11 protein-coding genes are annotated in these 12,488 nt (G+C 67.2%); 8 read left to right on the top strand and 3 right to left on the bottom strand.

The features are described 5' to 3' along the window. The 3 genes from Q0716_RS00540 to Q0716_RS00530 all read left to right on the top strand — a co-directional run. Positions 1 to 616: LysR substrate-binding domain-containing protein (locus Q0716_RS00540; RefSeq protein ID WP_299018530.1), on the top strand; the 616-nt coding region annotated here is incomplete at its 5' end. Continuing rightward, a complete protein-coding gene (locus Q0716_RS00535) occupies positions 616 to 1,512 on the top strand; it encodes a metallophosphoesterase (RefSeq protein WP_299018528.1) in 897 nt (298 codons plus the stop codon). The genes Q0716_RS00540 and Q0716_RS00535, both read left to right, overlap by 1 nt. 25 nt (positions 1,513 to 1,537) lie before the next feature. Then, positions 1,538 to 2,776 carry an HD-GYP domain-containing protein gene (locus Q0716_RS00530; RefSeq protein ID WP_299018532.1) on the top strand — a complete coding sequence of 413 codons (1,239 nt, stop codon included), beginning with the start codon at positions 1,538 to 1,540 and terminating at the stop codon, positions 2,774 to 2,776. Positions 2,777 to 2,799: 23 nt separating this feature from the next. On the opposite strand, the gene Q0716_RS00525 is transcribed toward Q0716_RS00530, so the two are convergent. Further along, on the bottom strand, positions 2,800 to 3,723 hold the full coding sequence (locus Q0716_RS00525; RefSeq protein ID WP_299018526.1) for a LysR family transcriptional regulator ArgP: 924 nt from the start codon (positions 3,721 to 3,723) through the stop codon (positions 2,800 to 2,802). Positions 3,724 to 3,868: 145 nt separating this feature from the next. Here Q0716_RS00525 and Q0716_RS00520 point away from each other — a divergent pair, with 145 nt between their 5' ends. From Q0716_RS00520 to Q0716_RS00510, 3 genes are all read left to right on the top strand, one after another. Continuing rightward, on the top strand, positions 3,869 to 5,209 hold the full coding sequence (locus Q0716_RS00520; RefSeq protein WP_299018524.1) for a D-amino acid dehydrogenase: 1,341 nt from the start codon (positions 3,869 to 3,871) through the stop codon (positions 5,207 to 5,209). Positions 5,210 to 5,307: 98 nt separating this feature from the next. Beyond that, positions 5,308 to 5,793 (top strand): flavin reductase family protein, encoded by a 486-nt coding sequence (locus tag Q0716_RS00515; protein WP_299018522.1) that lies wholly within the window; start codon positions 5,308 to 5,310, stop codon positions 5,791 to 5,793. Next, positions 5,790 to 6,701: a DMT family transporter gene (locus tag Q0716_RS00510; RefSeq protein WP_299018520.1), complete on the top strand. Its 912-nt coding sequence runs from the start codon at positions 5,790 to 5,792 to the stop codon at positions 6,699 to 6,701. The genes Q0716_RS00515 and Q0716_RS00510 overlap by 4 nt, the downstream gene beginning before the upstream one ends. A 16-nt stretch (positions 6,702 to 6,717) precedes the next feature. Here Q0716_RS00510 and Q0716_RS00505 read toward each other — a convergent pair whose 3' ends face one another. Continuing rightward, the gene (locus Q0716_RS00505) at positions 6,718 to 7,587 is read right to left on the bottom strand and encodes an HDOD domain-containing protein (protein ID WP_299018517.1); all 870 of its coding nucleotides are present in this window, start codon (positions 7,585 to 7,587) and stop codon (positions 6,718 to 6,720) included. Further along, complete coding sequence (locus Q0716_RS00500; RefSeq protein WP_299018515.1) at positions 7,584 to 9,659, bottom strand: acetoacetate--CoA ligase; 2,076 nt, start codon at positions 9,657 to 9,659, stop codon at positions 7,584 to 7,586. The genes Q0716_RS00505 and Q0716_RS00500 overlap by 4 nt, the downstream gene beginning before the upstream one ends. 352 nt (positions 9,660 to 10,011) lie before the next feature. On the opposite strand from Q0716_RS00500, the gene Q0716_RS00495 reads away from it, so the two are divergent. Together Q0716_RS00495 and Q0716_RS00490 are read left to right on the top strand one after the other, a co-directional pair. Then, positions 10,012 to 11,094 (top strand): hydrogenase small subunit, encoded by a 1,083-nt coding sequence (locus Q0716_RS00495; protein WP_299018513.1) that lies wholly within the window; start codon positions 10,012 to 10,014, stop codon positions 11,092 to 11,094. A gap of 18 nt (positions 11,095 to 11,112) precedes the next feature. Next, positions 11,113 to 12,488, top strand: a 1,376-nt coding sequence (locus Q0716_RS00490; protein WP_299018511.1) for a nickel-dependent hydrogenase large subunit, incomplete at its 3' end; no start/stop codon positions are given.

Genomic DNA, 12,488 nt, shown 5'->3' with positions numbered 1-12,488 from the left:
GGTGGCGATCCTGGACCGCGAGGCACCGGGCGTGACCCTGCGCGTGCTGCCCCTGACGACGCGCGATCCGCGCCCGCTGCTGGAAGACGGTGGGGTCGATCTGGCGATCGGCTACTTTCCGGGCGTGCTGGCGGAGCTGGGCGCCACCCACTTGCAGGAGCAGGCGCCGCGCTTTCTGTCGCGGCGCCTGTATGAGGGGCACTACGTGGTCGTCATGCGCCGCGGGCATCCGCTGGCCCGGGGGCCGCTGACGCTCGACGCGTATTGCGCGGCCCGTCACCTGCTGGTGAGCTTTTCCGGGCGGCCGTTCGGTTTCGTCGATGAGGCGCTGGCTGCGCGCTCGCGCCGCCGGCGTATCGTGCTGACCGTCAATCAATTTTTTACCGCTGGGCAGGTCGTCGCGACGTCAGACCTGCTGACGGTGTTGCCGCGCCACTTTTTGAGCAGCACCGGTCGGGCGGCCGAGCTGGCGGTGCAGCCGTTGCCGATCGAGGTGCCGGCGGTGCACGTGGACATGCTGTGGCACCGCTCGCGCGAGGTCGGCAGCGCCCAGCGCTGGTTGCGCGAAGCGGTGGTACGCGCGGTCGCCGCGGCCCCCCACGAGGACGCCTGCTGATGCGCCTGCAACTGTTGTCCGACCTGCATCTGGAGGTCAACCCGGATTTCGTGCCGATGCCGGCGCCCGGTGCCGACGTGCTCGTGCTGGCGGGTGACATCGGCTCGTACCAGCGCCGCAGCGACGGTTCGGTGTGGGCAGAGCCCGACTGGGGTTTGCGCGCCTTTTCACCCTTGCCGCAGTATGGTGCCTGGCCGACCCCGGTGCTGTACGTGCCGGGCAACCACGAATACGACGGGCTGGACTGGGACGAAGCGCACGCTGCGCTGCGTGCCACCTGCGAGCGGCTGGGCATTGTTTGGCTGGAGCGCGAGGCGACCGTGATCGACGGCGTGCGCTTCGTGGGCACGACGCTGTGGGCCGACTACGACGCGCTGGCCGAGGTGCCGCTGCTGCGCCGTGGGCGGCCACGGCCGATCGCCGATGCGCAGGCCCACCGCTTGCGGCAGCGCGAGCGCGCGTTTCGAGCAGCCAATTTTTACCTGACCAAAATGGCCACGCAACGCGCCGGTTGCTTGTTCGACGCCGCCGCCATGCGCGAGGAGGCCCTGCGCTGCCAAGCATGGTTGCGCGCGGCGCTGGCCGCGCCGTTCGATGGCCCCACCGTGGTGGTGACGCACTTTGCGCCTTCCCTGCGCAGCGCGGATCCCCGCTATGGCCTGCAGCCGGGTACGGCGGGGTTTTGCAATGCGCTCGACGAGCTGCTTGCGCAGGCGGACCTCTGGTTGCACGGTCACCTGCACTGCCGACACGACTACCGCGTGGGCCGCTGCCGGGTGGTGGCCCAGCCGCTGGGGTATGCCGACAAGGACGAGCAGGCCGGCTTCGATCCGACCAAGCTCATCGACGTGCCGCCCCCGCACGCACGGGTGCCTGGGGCCGCCGGCGGCGGGTGATAATGCGCGCCGGGGTATGGCATCCATGTTGAAGCGCATTCGCGTCGAAGACGTCCGCCTGGGCATGTTCATCCACGGGTTTGCCGGATCGTGGCTGGATCATCCGTTTTGGCGCAACCGGTTTTTGCTCGACGATCCCGAGGATCTGCGCCGCATTCGCGCCAGTGCCGTGCGGGAGGTCTGGATCGACGTGGCCCAGGGCGCAGACGTGGCCGACGATGCCGTGGTGACCGCCGAGGCGCCCGACGCCGCCGAGGTAGAGTCGCCCGCTGCCGTTGCGGCGCCGAGGCCCGCAGACCTCGCTCCCACTCCCCACGATGTCGAACTGCAGCGTGCGCACCGATTGCTGCACAGCGCCCGCGATGCGGTGGCCAGCATGTTCCGCGATGCGCGCATGGGGCGCGCGATCGACCGCCAGGTCATGCAGGCGGTGGCGGCCGACATTGCGGACTCGGTCACGCGCAACGGGGGGGCGCTCATCAGTTTGGCGCGTCTGAAGACCGCCGACGACTACACCTACCTGCACTCGGTGGCGGTGTGCGCGCTGATGGTGGCGCTGGCGCGCCAGCTTGGCCTGCCGGACGAGCAGGCGCGCGCGGCGGGCTTTGCTGGCCTGCTGCACGACGTGGGCAAGATGGATATTCCGCTGGAGATCCTCAACAAGCCTGGCAAGCTCACGGACGACGAATTTGCCATCGTGCGTGAGCACCCGCGCCGTGGCTGGCAGCGGCTGCGTGATGCGGGCATCACGGACGACGTGGCGCTGGACGTGTGCCTGCACCACCACGAGCGCATGGATGGCAAGGGCTACCCCGACGGACTGGCCGGTGAGGCGATCACGCTCGTGGCCCGCATGGGCGCGGTGTGCGACGTGTATGACGCGATCACGTCCAACCGGCCGCATAAGGCGGGCTGGGACCCGGCCGAGTCGCTCAAGCGCATGGCGTCGTGGCAAGGGCATTTCGACACGCGGGTATTCCAGGCGTTCGTGCGCAGCCTCGGTATTTACCCCACGGGGTCGCTGGTGTTGTTGAGCAACGGGCGCTTGGCCGTGGTGACCGAGCAGTCGCCTGACAGCCTGCTCAAGCCCGTGGTCAAGACGGTGCTGTCGACCCGCTCGGGGGAGCGGGTCGTGCCCGAGCGCATCGACCTGTCGGCGCCGGGCTGCCGCATCACCATCGTGCAGCGCGAAGACCCGGCGCAATGGAAGATTCCGGACCTCGACGAAATCTGGTCTGGCATCCCTGGTTTGGGTCGGGCCTGAGGCACTGCTGCGAAGCCCCCAGCTCAGGCGGCCATCGGCTCCAGGGCCCGTGCGGCCGCCTCGCGCAGCGCGCGAGTCAGTCGCGCCAGCACGTCCGAATCCAAGTTCCAGCAGTGCCAGTACAGCGGCACCGTGTAATGGCTGTCCGGTGCCACGTCCACCAACGTCCCCGCCGCCAGCGCCGGGCCCGCCACCAGTCGGGGCACCACGGTCACGCCCCAACCGTCCAGTGCGGCGCGCACCTGCCCCTCGGACGACGGCACGTGGCACTGCTGCAGCCCGACTTGCGTCAGTCCAAACGTTTGGCAGACAAAGTCGCGTTGCAGATCGTCCTTGCGGTTGAAGGCGACGAAGGGTACGCGGTGGAAGTTGTGGCGCGTCAGCCGCCCCTGCAGCGCGCTGGCGGCGAACGCCGGGCTGGCGACGGCCACGTACGCCATCCGGCCCAGGGGCTCGAGCCGACAGCCGCGCAGTGGCTGCGCCAGCGACGTCACGCAGCCCATGACCTGCCCCTCGCGCAGCCATTCGTGGGTGAAGTCCTGGTCGTCGTGGATGATTTCCAACGGTACGCCATCGCGCACCAGCGGCGTGACCGCGGGCAGCGCCCAGCTCGCGATGCTGTCGGCGTTGATCGCCACCGAGACGCGGCCTTCGTCGCGCGCGCGATGCGCCAGCGTCGGGGCTAGCTCGCGCAAGTCGTGCTCCAGGTCCGCGCGCAGCAGGCGCATCATCTTGGCGTGCTTGATCAGCAACTGGCCTGCGGGCGTGGGCTTGAGCGGGCGGCTGCGCACCAGCAGCACGGTGCCGACTTGCGCCTCCAGCGAGCGCAGCCGCTGCGAGACGGCTGACTGCGTGATGGACAGCCGCTGCGCGGCGCGCTCGAAGCCGCCCTCTTCGACGATCGCCGCCAGGCATTCGAGCGCATCGGGGTCGAAGGGGGTGCTCATGGTTGCTCCATTAGATGGGCTGATGTTACCGCCGTTTGGTGAATGATGCTTTATCTTTGTCGTGGGCTCGCGCACACTTGCGCCCATGTTGGGGGGTCGCTTGGGCCGCGCGCGGGCGCGCAGCGACCGCCGCAGGAGACGACGGATGCGAGTGGTGGTTTTGGGGGCCGGCATCATCGGCACATCGACGGCGTGGCACCTGCTGCAGCGCGGGCACGAGGTGGTGCTGGTGGACCGCCAGCCCGACGCGGCGCTGGAGACGAGTTACGCCAACGCGGCGCAGATTTCGGTGAGCTACTGCGAGCCGTGGGCCAACCGGCAAGCGCCGCTGAAGGCGCTCAAGTGGATGTTCGACAAGCAAGCCCCGCTGTTGTGGCGCCCCCAGTGGGACGTGGCGCAATGGCGCTGGTTGCTGCAGTTTCTGGGCCAGTGCACCGACCGTGCGTTCGAGCGCAACGTGGCGCAGCTGGTGTCTCTGGGGGCGTACAGCCATGCCACCCTTAAGCGCATGATCGTCGAGGCCGGCATCGACTATCCGCGCAGCGAGCGCGGCATTGCGCACGTCTACACCGATGCCCGCGCGTTCGAGGAAGCGGCGCAGGCCGCTGAGCTGATGCGGCGTTACGGCGTGCAGCGGCGCGTCGTCAGCCGCGAGGAGCTGCTGCGTATCGAGCCGGCCCTGCAGGCCGCGGGCGACCAGGTGGTGGGCGGCACCTACACGCCGACCGACGAACATGGCGATGCGCGCGTGTTCACGCAGGCGCTGGCGCGCCGGTGCGCCGAGCGTGGGGCCGAATTGCTGTTTGGCCACGATATCGAGCGGCTGGAGGTGGTCGGCGGCGCGGTCCAGCGGGTGCACTTGCGCGCCCGCGCGGACGGCACCGTGCGCGCGCTGCAGGCCGATGCGTTCGTGGTGGCCTGTGGCTCATACACCACGCCGTTGTTGGCGACGGTGGGCATTCGCGTGCCCATTTACCCGGGCAAGGGCTACAGCGCCACGTTGGCGCTGCGCGATCCGGCGCGCGCGCCGCAGGTCAGCCTGCTCGACGACGGACGCAAGATCGCGATGTCACGCCTGGGCGACCGGTTGCGTGTGGCCGGGACGATCGAGCTGGCGGGGTTCGATCTGCGCTTGGACACGCCAGTGGCGCGGGCGCGCTGCCACATGCTGCTGCAGCGCATCGAAGAGCTGTTTCCGGGCGTGGCCGACACGCGCACGCCCGAGCAAGGCGGCGAGCCGCATTTCTGGTGTGGCCTGCGCCCGGCCACGCCGACCAATATTCCGCTCATCGGCCGCTTGCCGCTGCAGCGGCTGTGGATCAACGCCGGCCACGGCACGCTGGGGTGGACGCACGGCGCGGGCTCCGGGCGCGCGCTGGCCGAGCTCATGAGCGGCCAGCGGCCGGCCGTGGCGATGGATTTCGTCGGCTTCGAGAGCCGTCGCCGAGCGGCGACGGCAGCATCGGCTCCCTCGGCCGCGGCGTGAGCGCGCCGCCTTGCGATCCTGCAGCCGCCACCGCCGGTGGTGGGGGCATGGCGGTAGCGGGCGGTGCGCCGTTGTGCGGCGCGGCACAATCGGGTCCCATGTTCGATCCTGTGCCCGAGCGGTTTCGGGCCGCTCTTGGGCGCTTTGCCACCGGCGTGACCATCGTCACCACCCGGGCGGCGGACGGCGCACCGGTCGGCCTGACCGTCAGTTCCTTCAATTCCGTCTCGCTCGAGCCCCCGCTGGTGCTCTGGAGCCAAGATCTGCGCTCGCGCGCGCTGCCGGTCTTCGAGCGCGCGTCGCACTACGCGATCCACGTGCTGAGTGCGGAACAACAGGCGCTGGCGGAGCGTTTCGCCAGCCGTGACGTGGACCGCTGGGCGGGCGTCGACTGGCAGCCCGGCTTGGGCGGCGTGCCGTTGTTGCCGGGGGTGGCTGCGGTGTTCGAGTGCCGCAGCCGCAGCCGTTACCCGGAGGGCGATCACGTGATTTGGGTGGGCGAGGTGCTGCGTTGCGCCCACGACGCTGCCGCCGCGGTGCTGCTGTACCATGGCGGGCGCTTCCACATCCATCCCACGCCGTGACGACCGCCGTCCTGACCCCACCGCAGCGCAAGACCCGGCTCGACACCCTCGCGGTGTCGTTGCTCATCGCGTGTTGCGCGTTTTGGGGGTTTCAGCAGATCCTGATCAAGTTTGCTGGGCGCGAAATCGCGCCGCTGTGGCAGGCGTCGATGCGCATGTGGGGTGCCACGGCGCTGCTGTGGCTGTGGTGCCGCTGGCGCGGGGTGGCGTTGTTCGAGCGCGACGGCTCGCTACGCGGTGGGTTGCTGGTGGGCACGCTGTTTGCGGCGGAGTTCGTCTTCATCTACCTGGGTCTGCAGTACACCAACGCCTCGCGGTTGACGGTCTTTCTCTACACCAGCCCGTTCTGGGTGGCGCTGCTGGTGCCGCGTTTCGTGCGTGCCGAGGCGCTGCGGCGCACGCAGTGGATCGGTCTGTGTCTGGCTTTTATGGCCGTGGCGGTGGCGTTTGGCGAGGCGCTGCTGCGGCCCGGGATGCCGGGCCAATGGATCGGCGACGCCATGGGGCTGGCCGCGGGGCTCTTTTGGGGTTTGACCACGGTGGCGATTCGCACCACGCGCATCGCCACCGTGTCGGCGGAGAAATGCCTGTTCTACCAACTGGGTGTCACAGCCGTGGCGGCCCCGCTGCTGTCGCTGGCCCTGGGCGAGACGTGGTCGCTGGACTATTCTGCGTTGGCCTGGGGGGCGGTGTTCCTGCAAACCGCAGTGGGGGCGTTTGCCAGCTACTTGGCCTGGATGTGGATGCTGCGCCACTATCCCGCGACGCAGCTGTCCACCTTTACCTTCCTGACGCCGCTGTTTGCGCTGGTGTTTGGCGTGCTGTTGTTGGGCGAGCCGTTGACGCTACAGCTCGTGTTGGCACTGGCTGGGGTGGCGCTGGGCATCGTGCTGGTCAGTCGGCGCTGACAGGCCACTGTGCCCGCTATGCCGCCTGTACCGTCTCGAATGCCGGGTACAGCGCGTCGACCCACAGATCCACTTCGGCGGCACCGATTTGCAGGTGCTGCAGGCACGCGGGGCCGTGCGCCGCCCAGTCGGGGGAAGGTGGCACGTTTTCGTGCTGCTGTACCAAGTGGTCGGCCACCAGCGCCATGGCCACCAGGTGGCGCACGGTGTCGCTGTAGCGCGCATCGCCCAGGCAGGTGAAATCGTGGTGCAGCCGGATGGCCACCGCCACTGGCGCGGGCAGCCGCCACGTGCGCGCAACGATCGCACCCACCACCGCGTGATCGGTGCGGTGGTTGGCGTTTTCGGTTTGGGTAAAGGTGCGGTCTTTGCGGGCCAATGCCTCGGCGATGGTGGCCGCGTAGCCCCGTACGCCGCGCAGCAGTACCGGCATCCCGACGTGGCAAAACAGCCCGAAGGTATATGCCAGTCCCGGGTCCATGTCGTAGAGCTGGGTGCCGATGTGTTCACAGGCGATCGCGCGCCGCGTCGAGCTTTCCCAAAAATGCGCGAGTACCGGCGACTGCACATGCAGCGCCTGCCGCGTCAAAAAACCGAGCAGCAGTTGCACCGCCGGGCGCATGCCCAGCACGGTCAGCGCCTGGCCCACCGTCACCACGGGCGTCTGTAGCCCGTACAGGGGGCTGTTGGCCTGGCGGATCAGCGCGGCCGCCATGGCCACGTCACTGGCGGCGATGGCCTCCAACTCCGCCGGGTCCGGTTCGCCGCGGGCGGTGGCCTCCTGCAGCCGGCGCAGCAGTTCCGGGCAGGGGGGAATGACGATGTCGCGCACCGGGCCCCGCGTGCGGACCTGGTCCAGCTCGGCTTCGATGGTGTGGTCGCTCATGCCGCCATTGTGCCCGCGCTTTTTGACCGTTCGGCAGCGTAGGCGACGTACCAGTCCAGGCACTGCGGGTTGGCCATCGCGTCGCGGTTGAGCACGCGCTCCAGCGGCTGGCCGAGTAGCAGCTTTTTGATCGGCAGCTCCTGCTTCTTGCCCGAGAGGGTGCGCGGGATATCGGGCACCTGTTCGATGGCGTCGGGGACGAAGCGTGGTGACAGCGCGCGCCGGATCGCGTCGCGGATGCGCTCGCGCAGCGGCTCGTCCAGCGTCAGCCCCGGGCGCAGCACCACGAACAGCGGCATGAAGCTCTCACGCCCTAGGAATTCGAGATCGATGACCAGGCTGTCGAGCACCTCGGGCAGGGCTTCCACGGCGGCATAGATTTCGCTGGTGCCCATACGCAGGCCATGGCGGTTGAGGGTGGCGTCCGAGCGACCGTAGATCACGCAACCGCCGTCCGCCCGTACCTCCAGCCAGTCGCCGTGGCGCCATACGCCAGGATAGGTGTCGAAGTAGCTCGACAGGTAGCGCGCGTGGCCTTCGTCGTTCCAAAAGTACAACGGCATCGAGGGGATGGGGCGCACGCAGACCAGCTCGCCGACTTGGCCGGTGACGGCGCGACCGTTCTCGTCCCACGCCTCGACCGCGCAGCCGAGTTGGCGGCACTGCATCTGGCCTGGCACCTGCGGCAGCCCACGGTGGCCGCCGATGAACGCGCCGCAGAAGTCAGTGCCGCCAGAGATGTTGCACCACCAGACGGGTCCCCCGGGACCGCCAGGCAGTGCTGTGGGATCGCGGCTTCGTCCTGCCAGCGCATGCACGCGCTCGAACTGCGCGCTGCCCCAGCGCTGCACGTCCGGCGGCAGCGGCGAGCCGGTCGAGCCCAACGCGCGGATCGCCGACAGGTCGTATCCCGCGGCTTGTAGCGCCGCCAGGTCGACGCCGGTTTTCATCGCATTGCCATAAAGGGCCGCGCCGGCGCCGAAGAAGGTGACGCGGTGCCGTGCCGCAAAGCGCCACAGCACGCTCCAGTCGGGCTCGTCCTTGCGCCCGCCAGGGCTGCCGTCGTAGAGCACGATCGTGGTGCCACCCAGCAGCCCCGCGACTTGTGCGTTCCACATCACCCAGCCGGTGGAGCTGTACCAGTGAAAGCGCTCGCCAAAGCTGTTGTCGTCGTAGCTGGGGCCGATGTCGTTGTGCAGGGTCTTCAGTGCCAGCGACGTCAGCACGATGCCCCCGTGCCCATGCACGATGGGTTTGGGCAGGCCCGTGGTGCCGCTGGAGTAGACGATCCATAGCGGGTGGTCGAAGGCCAGCCATTCGGGCTCGAAAGCGTGTACGGCCGCGTCGTCGCGGTCCACCAGCGCGGTGAAGTCGTGCGTGTCGGCCACACGCTCGGCCGCATAGGGCGTGCGCAACGTGACCACGTGCTGCAGCGTGGGCAAACCCGCACGCAGCTCGCGCACCGTGGTGCTGCGGTCCAGCGGCCGGCCACCGTAGTGCACGCCGTCGGCGGCGATCAACACGGTGGGCTCGATCTGACGCAAGCGGTCCAGCACCGCGGCCGTGCCCATGTCTGGCGCGCACACGCTCCAGATGGCGCCGATGCTGGCGCAGGCCAAAAAGGCCACCACCGTCTCGATGCGGTTCGGCAGGTAGGCCGCCACGCGGTCGCCGCGCTGCACGCCCAGGGCGCGCAGCCCCACCGCCAGCGCCGCCACTTGGCGCTGCAGTTCGTGCCAACCCAGCGTGCGCACGCGGCCCAGTTCGTCCTCGGCAATGATGGCGGGCTGCCCAGCAGCCTCGGCCCGCGCGACGTGGCGAAACACCTGCCGCGCGTAGTTGACCTGCGCGCCGGAGAACCAGCGCACGTGCGGCATGACGTCGCCCTCCAGCACCGCCCGGTGCGACGTGGGCGACTGCAGATCGAAGTAGTCCCACACACTTTGCCAGAAGGCGGCCAGATCGGTGCTCGACCAGCGCCACAGCGCGTCGTAGTCGGCAAAGACCAAGCCGCGCTGTTCGTGCAACCAGGCTTGGTAGCGGTGGATTTGCGGTACGTAGGGGCTGGACATCGGGTTTGCGGGCAGCGGTGGTGCGGGGTGACAAGGGTATCGAAATCCGTAGGGTCAGCGCCGTCACCTGGGTGTCAGGCGGGGCGCTGATGGTGGAAGCTTGGTTTTCAAAGCGTTTTTAACGGTGGATTTTCAATAACCGGTTGTGATCCGGTATGTTGCCAGGGTCAGAGCACATGTATTCGAGGCAAGAAAAAAACGTGTGTTATGACAACGTCATAAAGACGCGCATCAGTGTTTACCCGAATCGGGCGTGGTCTGGTCCAAGGTTTGCAACTGGTCAGATGCATGTCTGCTGCATCCGTTCGAGGTGGACGGCGCAGCGGTCCCCAACACCTGGAGACACCCTGCCATGGAAACGTTCTACGAAGTCATGCGCCGCAAGGGCATCTCGCGACGCAGTTTCATGAAGTACTGCTCGCTCACCGCCACCTCACTGGGGCTGGCGCCGAGCTTTGTGCCCCAGATCGTGCACGCCATGGAAAACAAGCCGCGCACGCCGGTGATCTGGCTGCACGGGCTGGAATGCACCTGCTGCACCGAAGCCTTCATCCGTTCGGCCCACCCGCTGGCCAAGGACGTGGTGCTGTCCATGATCAGCCTGGATTACGACGACACCCTGATGGCCGCCGCCGGCCACCAGGCCGAGCAGTTGCTGGAAGAGCTGCTGGTCAAGTACAAAGGGCAGTACATCCTGGCGGTGGAAGGCAACCCGCCGCTCAATGAAGACGGCATGTTCTGCATCCAGTCGGGCAAGCCCTTCATCGACAAGCTGCAGAAGGTGGCCAAGGACGCCAAGGCCATCATCGCCTGGGGCTCGTGCGCCAGCTGGGGCTGTGTGCAGGCCGCCAAGCCCAACCCGACCCAGGCCACGCCGATCCACAAGGTCATCACCGACAAACCCATCATCAAGGTGCCGGGCTGCCCGCCCATTCCCGAGGTGATGACCGGCGTGATCACCTACATGCTGACCTTCGACCGGATCCCCGAGCTGGATCGCCAGGGTCGCCCGAAGATGTTCTACAGCCAGCGCATCCACGACAAGTGCTACCGCCGCCCGCACTTCGACGCCGGCCAGTTCGTCGAGGCCTGGGACGACGAGTCCGCGCGCAAGGGCTACTGCCTGTACAAGGTGGGCTGCAAGGGGCCGACCACCTACAACGCCTGCTCCACCATCGAATGGAACGAGGGCACCAGCTTCCCGATCAAGGCCGGGCACGGGTGCATCGGCTGCTCGGAGGACGGTTTTTGGGACAAGGGATCGTTTTACGACCGCCTGACCAACATCCATGCCTTTGGCATCGAGGCCAATGCCGATCAGATCGGCGGCACGGCCGCAGCGGTCGTAGGCGCAGCAGTGGCCGCCCATGCTGCCATCTCGGTGGCCAAACGGGCGCGCGACACGTCCAAAGAAAAATTCCAGCACAACGCGTGACGCACAGAGGACCACATCATGGGTGCATACGAAACTCAGGGCTTCAAGCTCGACGACGCCGGTCGGCGCATCGTCGTCGATCCCGTGACCCGTATCGAGGGGCATTTGCGGTGCGAGGTCAATGTCGACGCCAACAATGTGATCCGCAACGCCGTCTCGACCGGCACGATGTGGCGCGGGTTGGAGGTCATCCTCAAAGGGCGAGATCCGCGCGACGCGTGGGCCTTTGTTGAGCGCATTTGCGGGGTGTGCACGGGGTGTCACGCACTGGCTTCGGTGCGGGCCGTGGAGGATGCGTTGGGCATACGCATCCCGCTCAACGCCCATCTGATCCGCGACATGATGGCCAAGACGTTGCAGGTGCACGACCACGCCGTGCATTTCTATCACCTGCACGCACTGGACTGGGTCGATGTGGTGTCAGCTCTGAAAGCGGACCCGAAGAAGACCAGCGAATTGCAGCAGCTGGTCTCGCCGTCACATCCCTTGTCGAGCCCGGGCTATTTTCGCGACGTGCAGAATCGGCTCAAGAAATTCGTCGAGTCTGGGCAGTTGGGGCCATTTGCCAATGGGTATTGGGGGTCCAAGGCCTATGTGCTGCCGCCGGAAGCCAATTTGATGGCAGTGACCCACTACCTGGAAGCGCTGGATCTGCAGAAGGAGTGGGTCAAGGTTCATACCATTTTTGGCGGAAAAAACCCCCATCCCAATTATTTGGTGGGTGGCGTTCCTTGCGCTATCAACATTGATGGCAATCTCGCATCCGGTGCGCCCATCAACATGGAGCGTCTCAACTTCGTCGAGGCTCGCATCAAGGAGATGATCGAATTCAACAATAACGTTTACATCCCCGATGTGCTGGCCATCGGCACCCTGTACAAGCAGGCCGGCTGGCTCTATGGCGGTGGTCTGGCCGCGACCAACGTCGCCGACTACGGCACCTACGAAAAGGTGCCTTACGATTCGAGCACACAACAGTTGCCTGGAGGGGTGATTCTGGGTGGCAATTGGGACGAGATCCATGAGATCGACCCGCGTGATCCCGAGCAGGTGCAGGAGTTCGTTGCCCACAGCTGGTACAAGTACGCCGATGAGACCAAGGGATTGCATCCCTGGGACGGTGTGACAGAGGCTGACTTCAAACCCGAGGGGCCCAACTTCAAGGGGTCGCGAACGAAGATCGAGAGGGTCGACGAGTCGGCGAAATACTCTTGGATCAAGGCCCCACGCTGGCGTGGCCATGCGGTGGAGGTGGGGCCGCTGTCGCGCTACATTCTGGCTTATGCCCACGCCCGGCGGGGGAACAAATATTGCCAGCGCGTCAAAGAGCAGCTGGAATACTCCGCGGAGATGGTCAACAGCGCGTTGCCCAAGGCGTTGGGTCTGCCAACTAC

It is taken from the genome of uncultured Tepidimonas sp. (assembly GCF_938045175.1).
Lineage (GTDB): Bacteria > Pseudomonadota > Gammaproteobacteria > Burkholderiales > Burkholderiaceae_C > Tepidimonas.
This window is presented reverse-complemented; position numbering and strand designations above follow the sequence as displayed.

Coding starts and splice junctions, on each gene's coding strand:
- Q0716_RS00535 (WP_299018528.1), top strand. CDS start 616: ATGCGCCTGCAACTGTTGTCCGACCTGCATCTGGAGGTCAACCCGGAT.
- Q0716_RS00530 (WP_299018532.1), top strand. CDS start 1,538: ATGTTGAAGCGCATTCGCGTCGAAGACGTCCGCCTGGGCATGTTCATC.
- Q0716_RS00525 (WP_299018526.1), bottom strand. CDS start 3,723: ATGAGCACCCCCTTCGACCCCGATGCGCTCGAATGCCTGGCGGCGATC.
- Q0716_RS00520 (WP_299018524.1), top strand. CDS start 3,869: ATGCGAGTGGTGGTTTTGGGGGCCGGCATCATCGGCACATCGACGGCG.
- Q0716_RS00515 (WP_299018522.1), top strand. CDS start 5,308: ATGTTCGATCCTGTGCCCGAGCGGTTTCGGGCCGCTCTTGGGCGCTTT.
- Q0716_RS00505 (WP_299018517.1), bottom strand. CDS start 7,587: ATGAGCGACCACACCATCGAAGCCGAGCTGGACCAGGTCCGCACGCGG.
- Q0716_RS00500 (WP_299018515.1), bottom strand. CDS start 9,659: ATGTCCAGCCCCTACGTACCGCAAATCCACCGCTACCAAGCCTGGTTG.
- Q0716_RS00495 (WP_299018513.1), top strand. CDS start 10,012: ATGGAAACGTTCTACGAAGTCATGCGCCGCAAGGGCATCTCGCGACGC.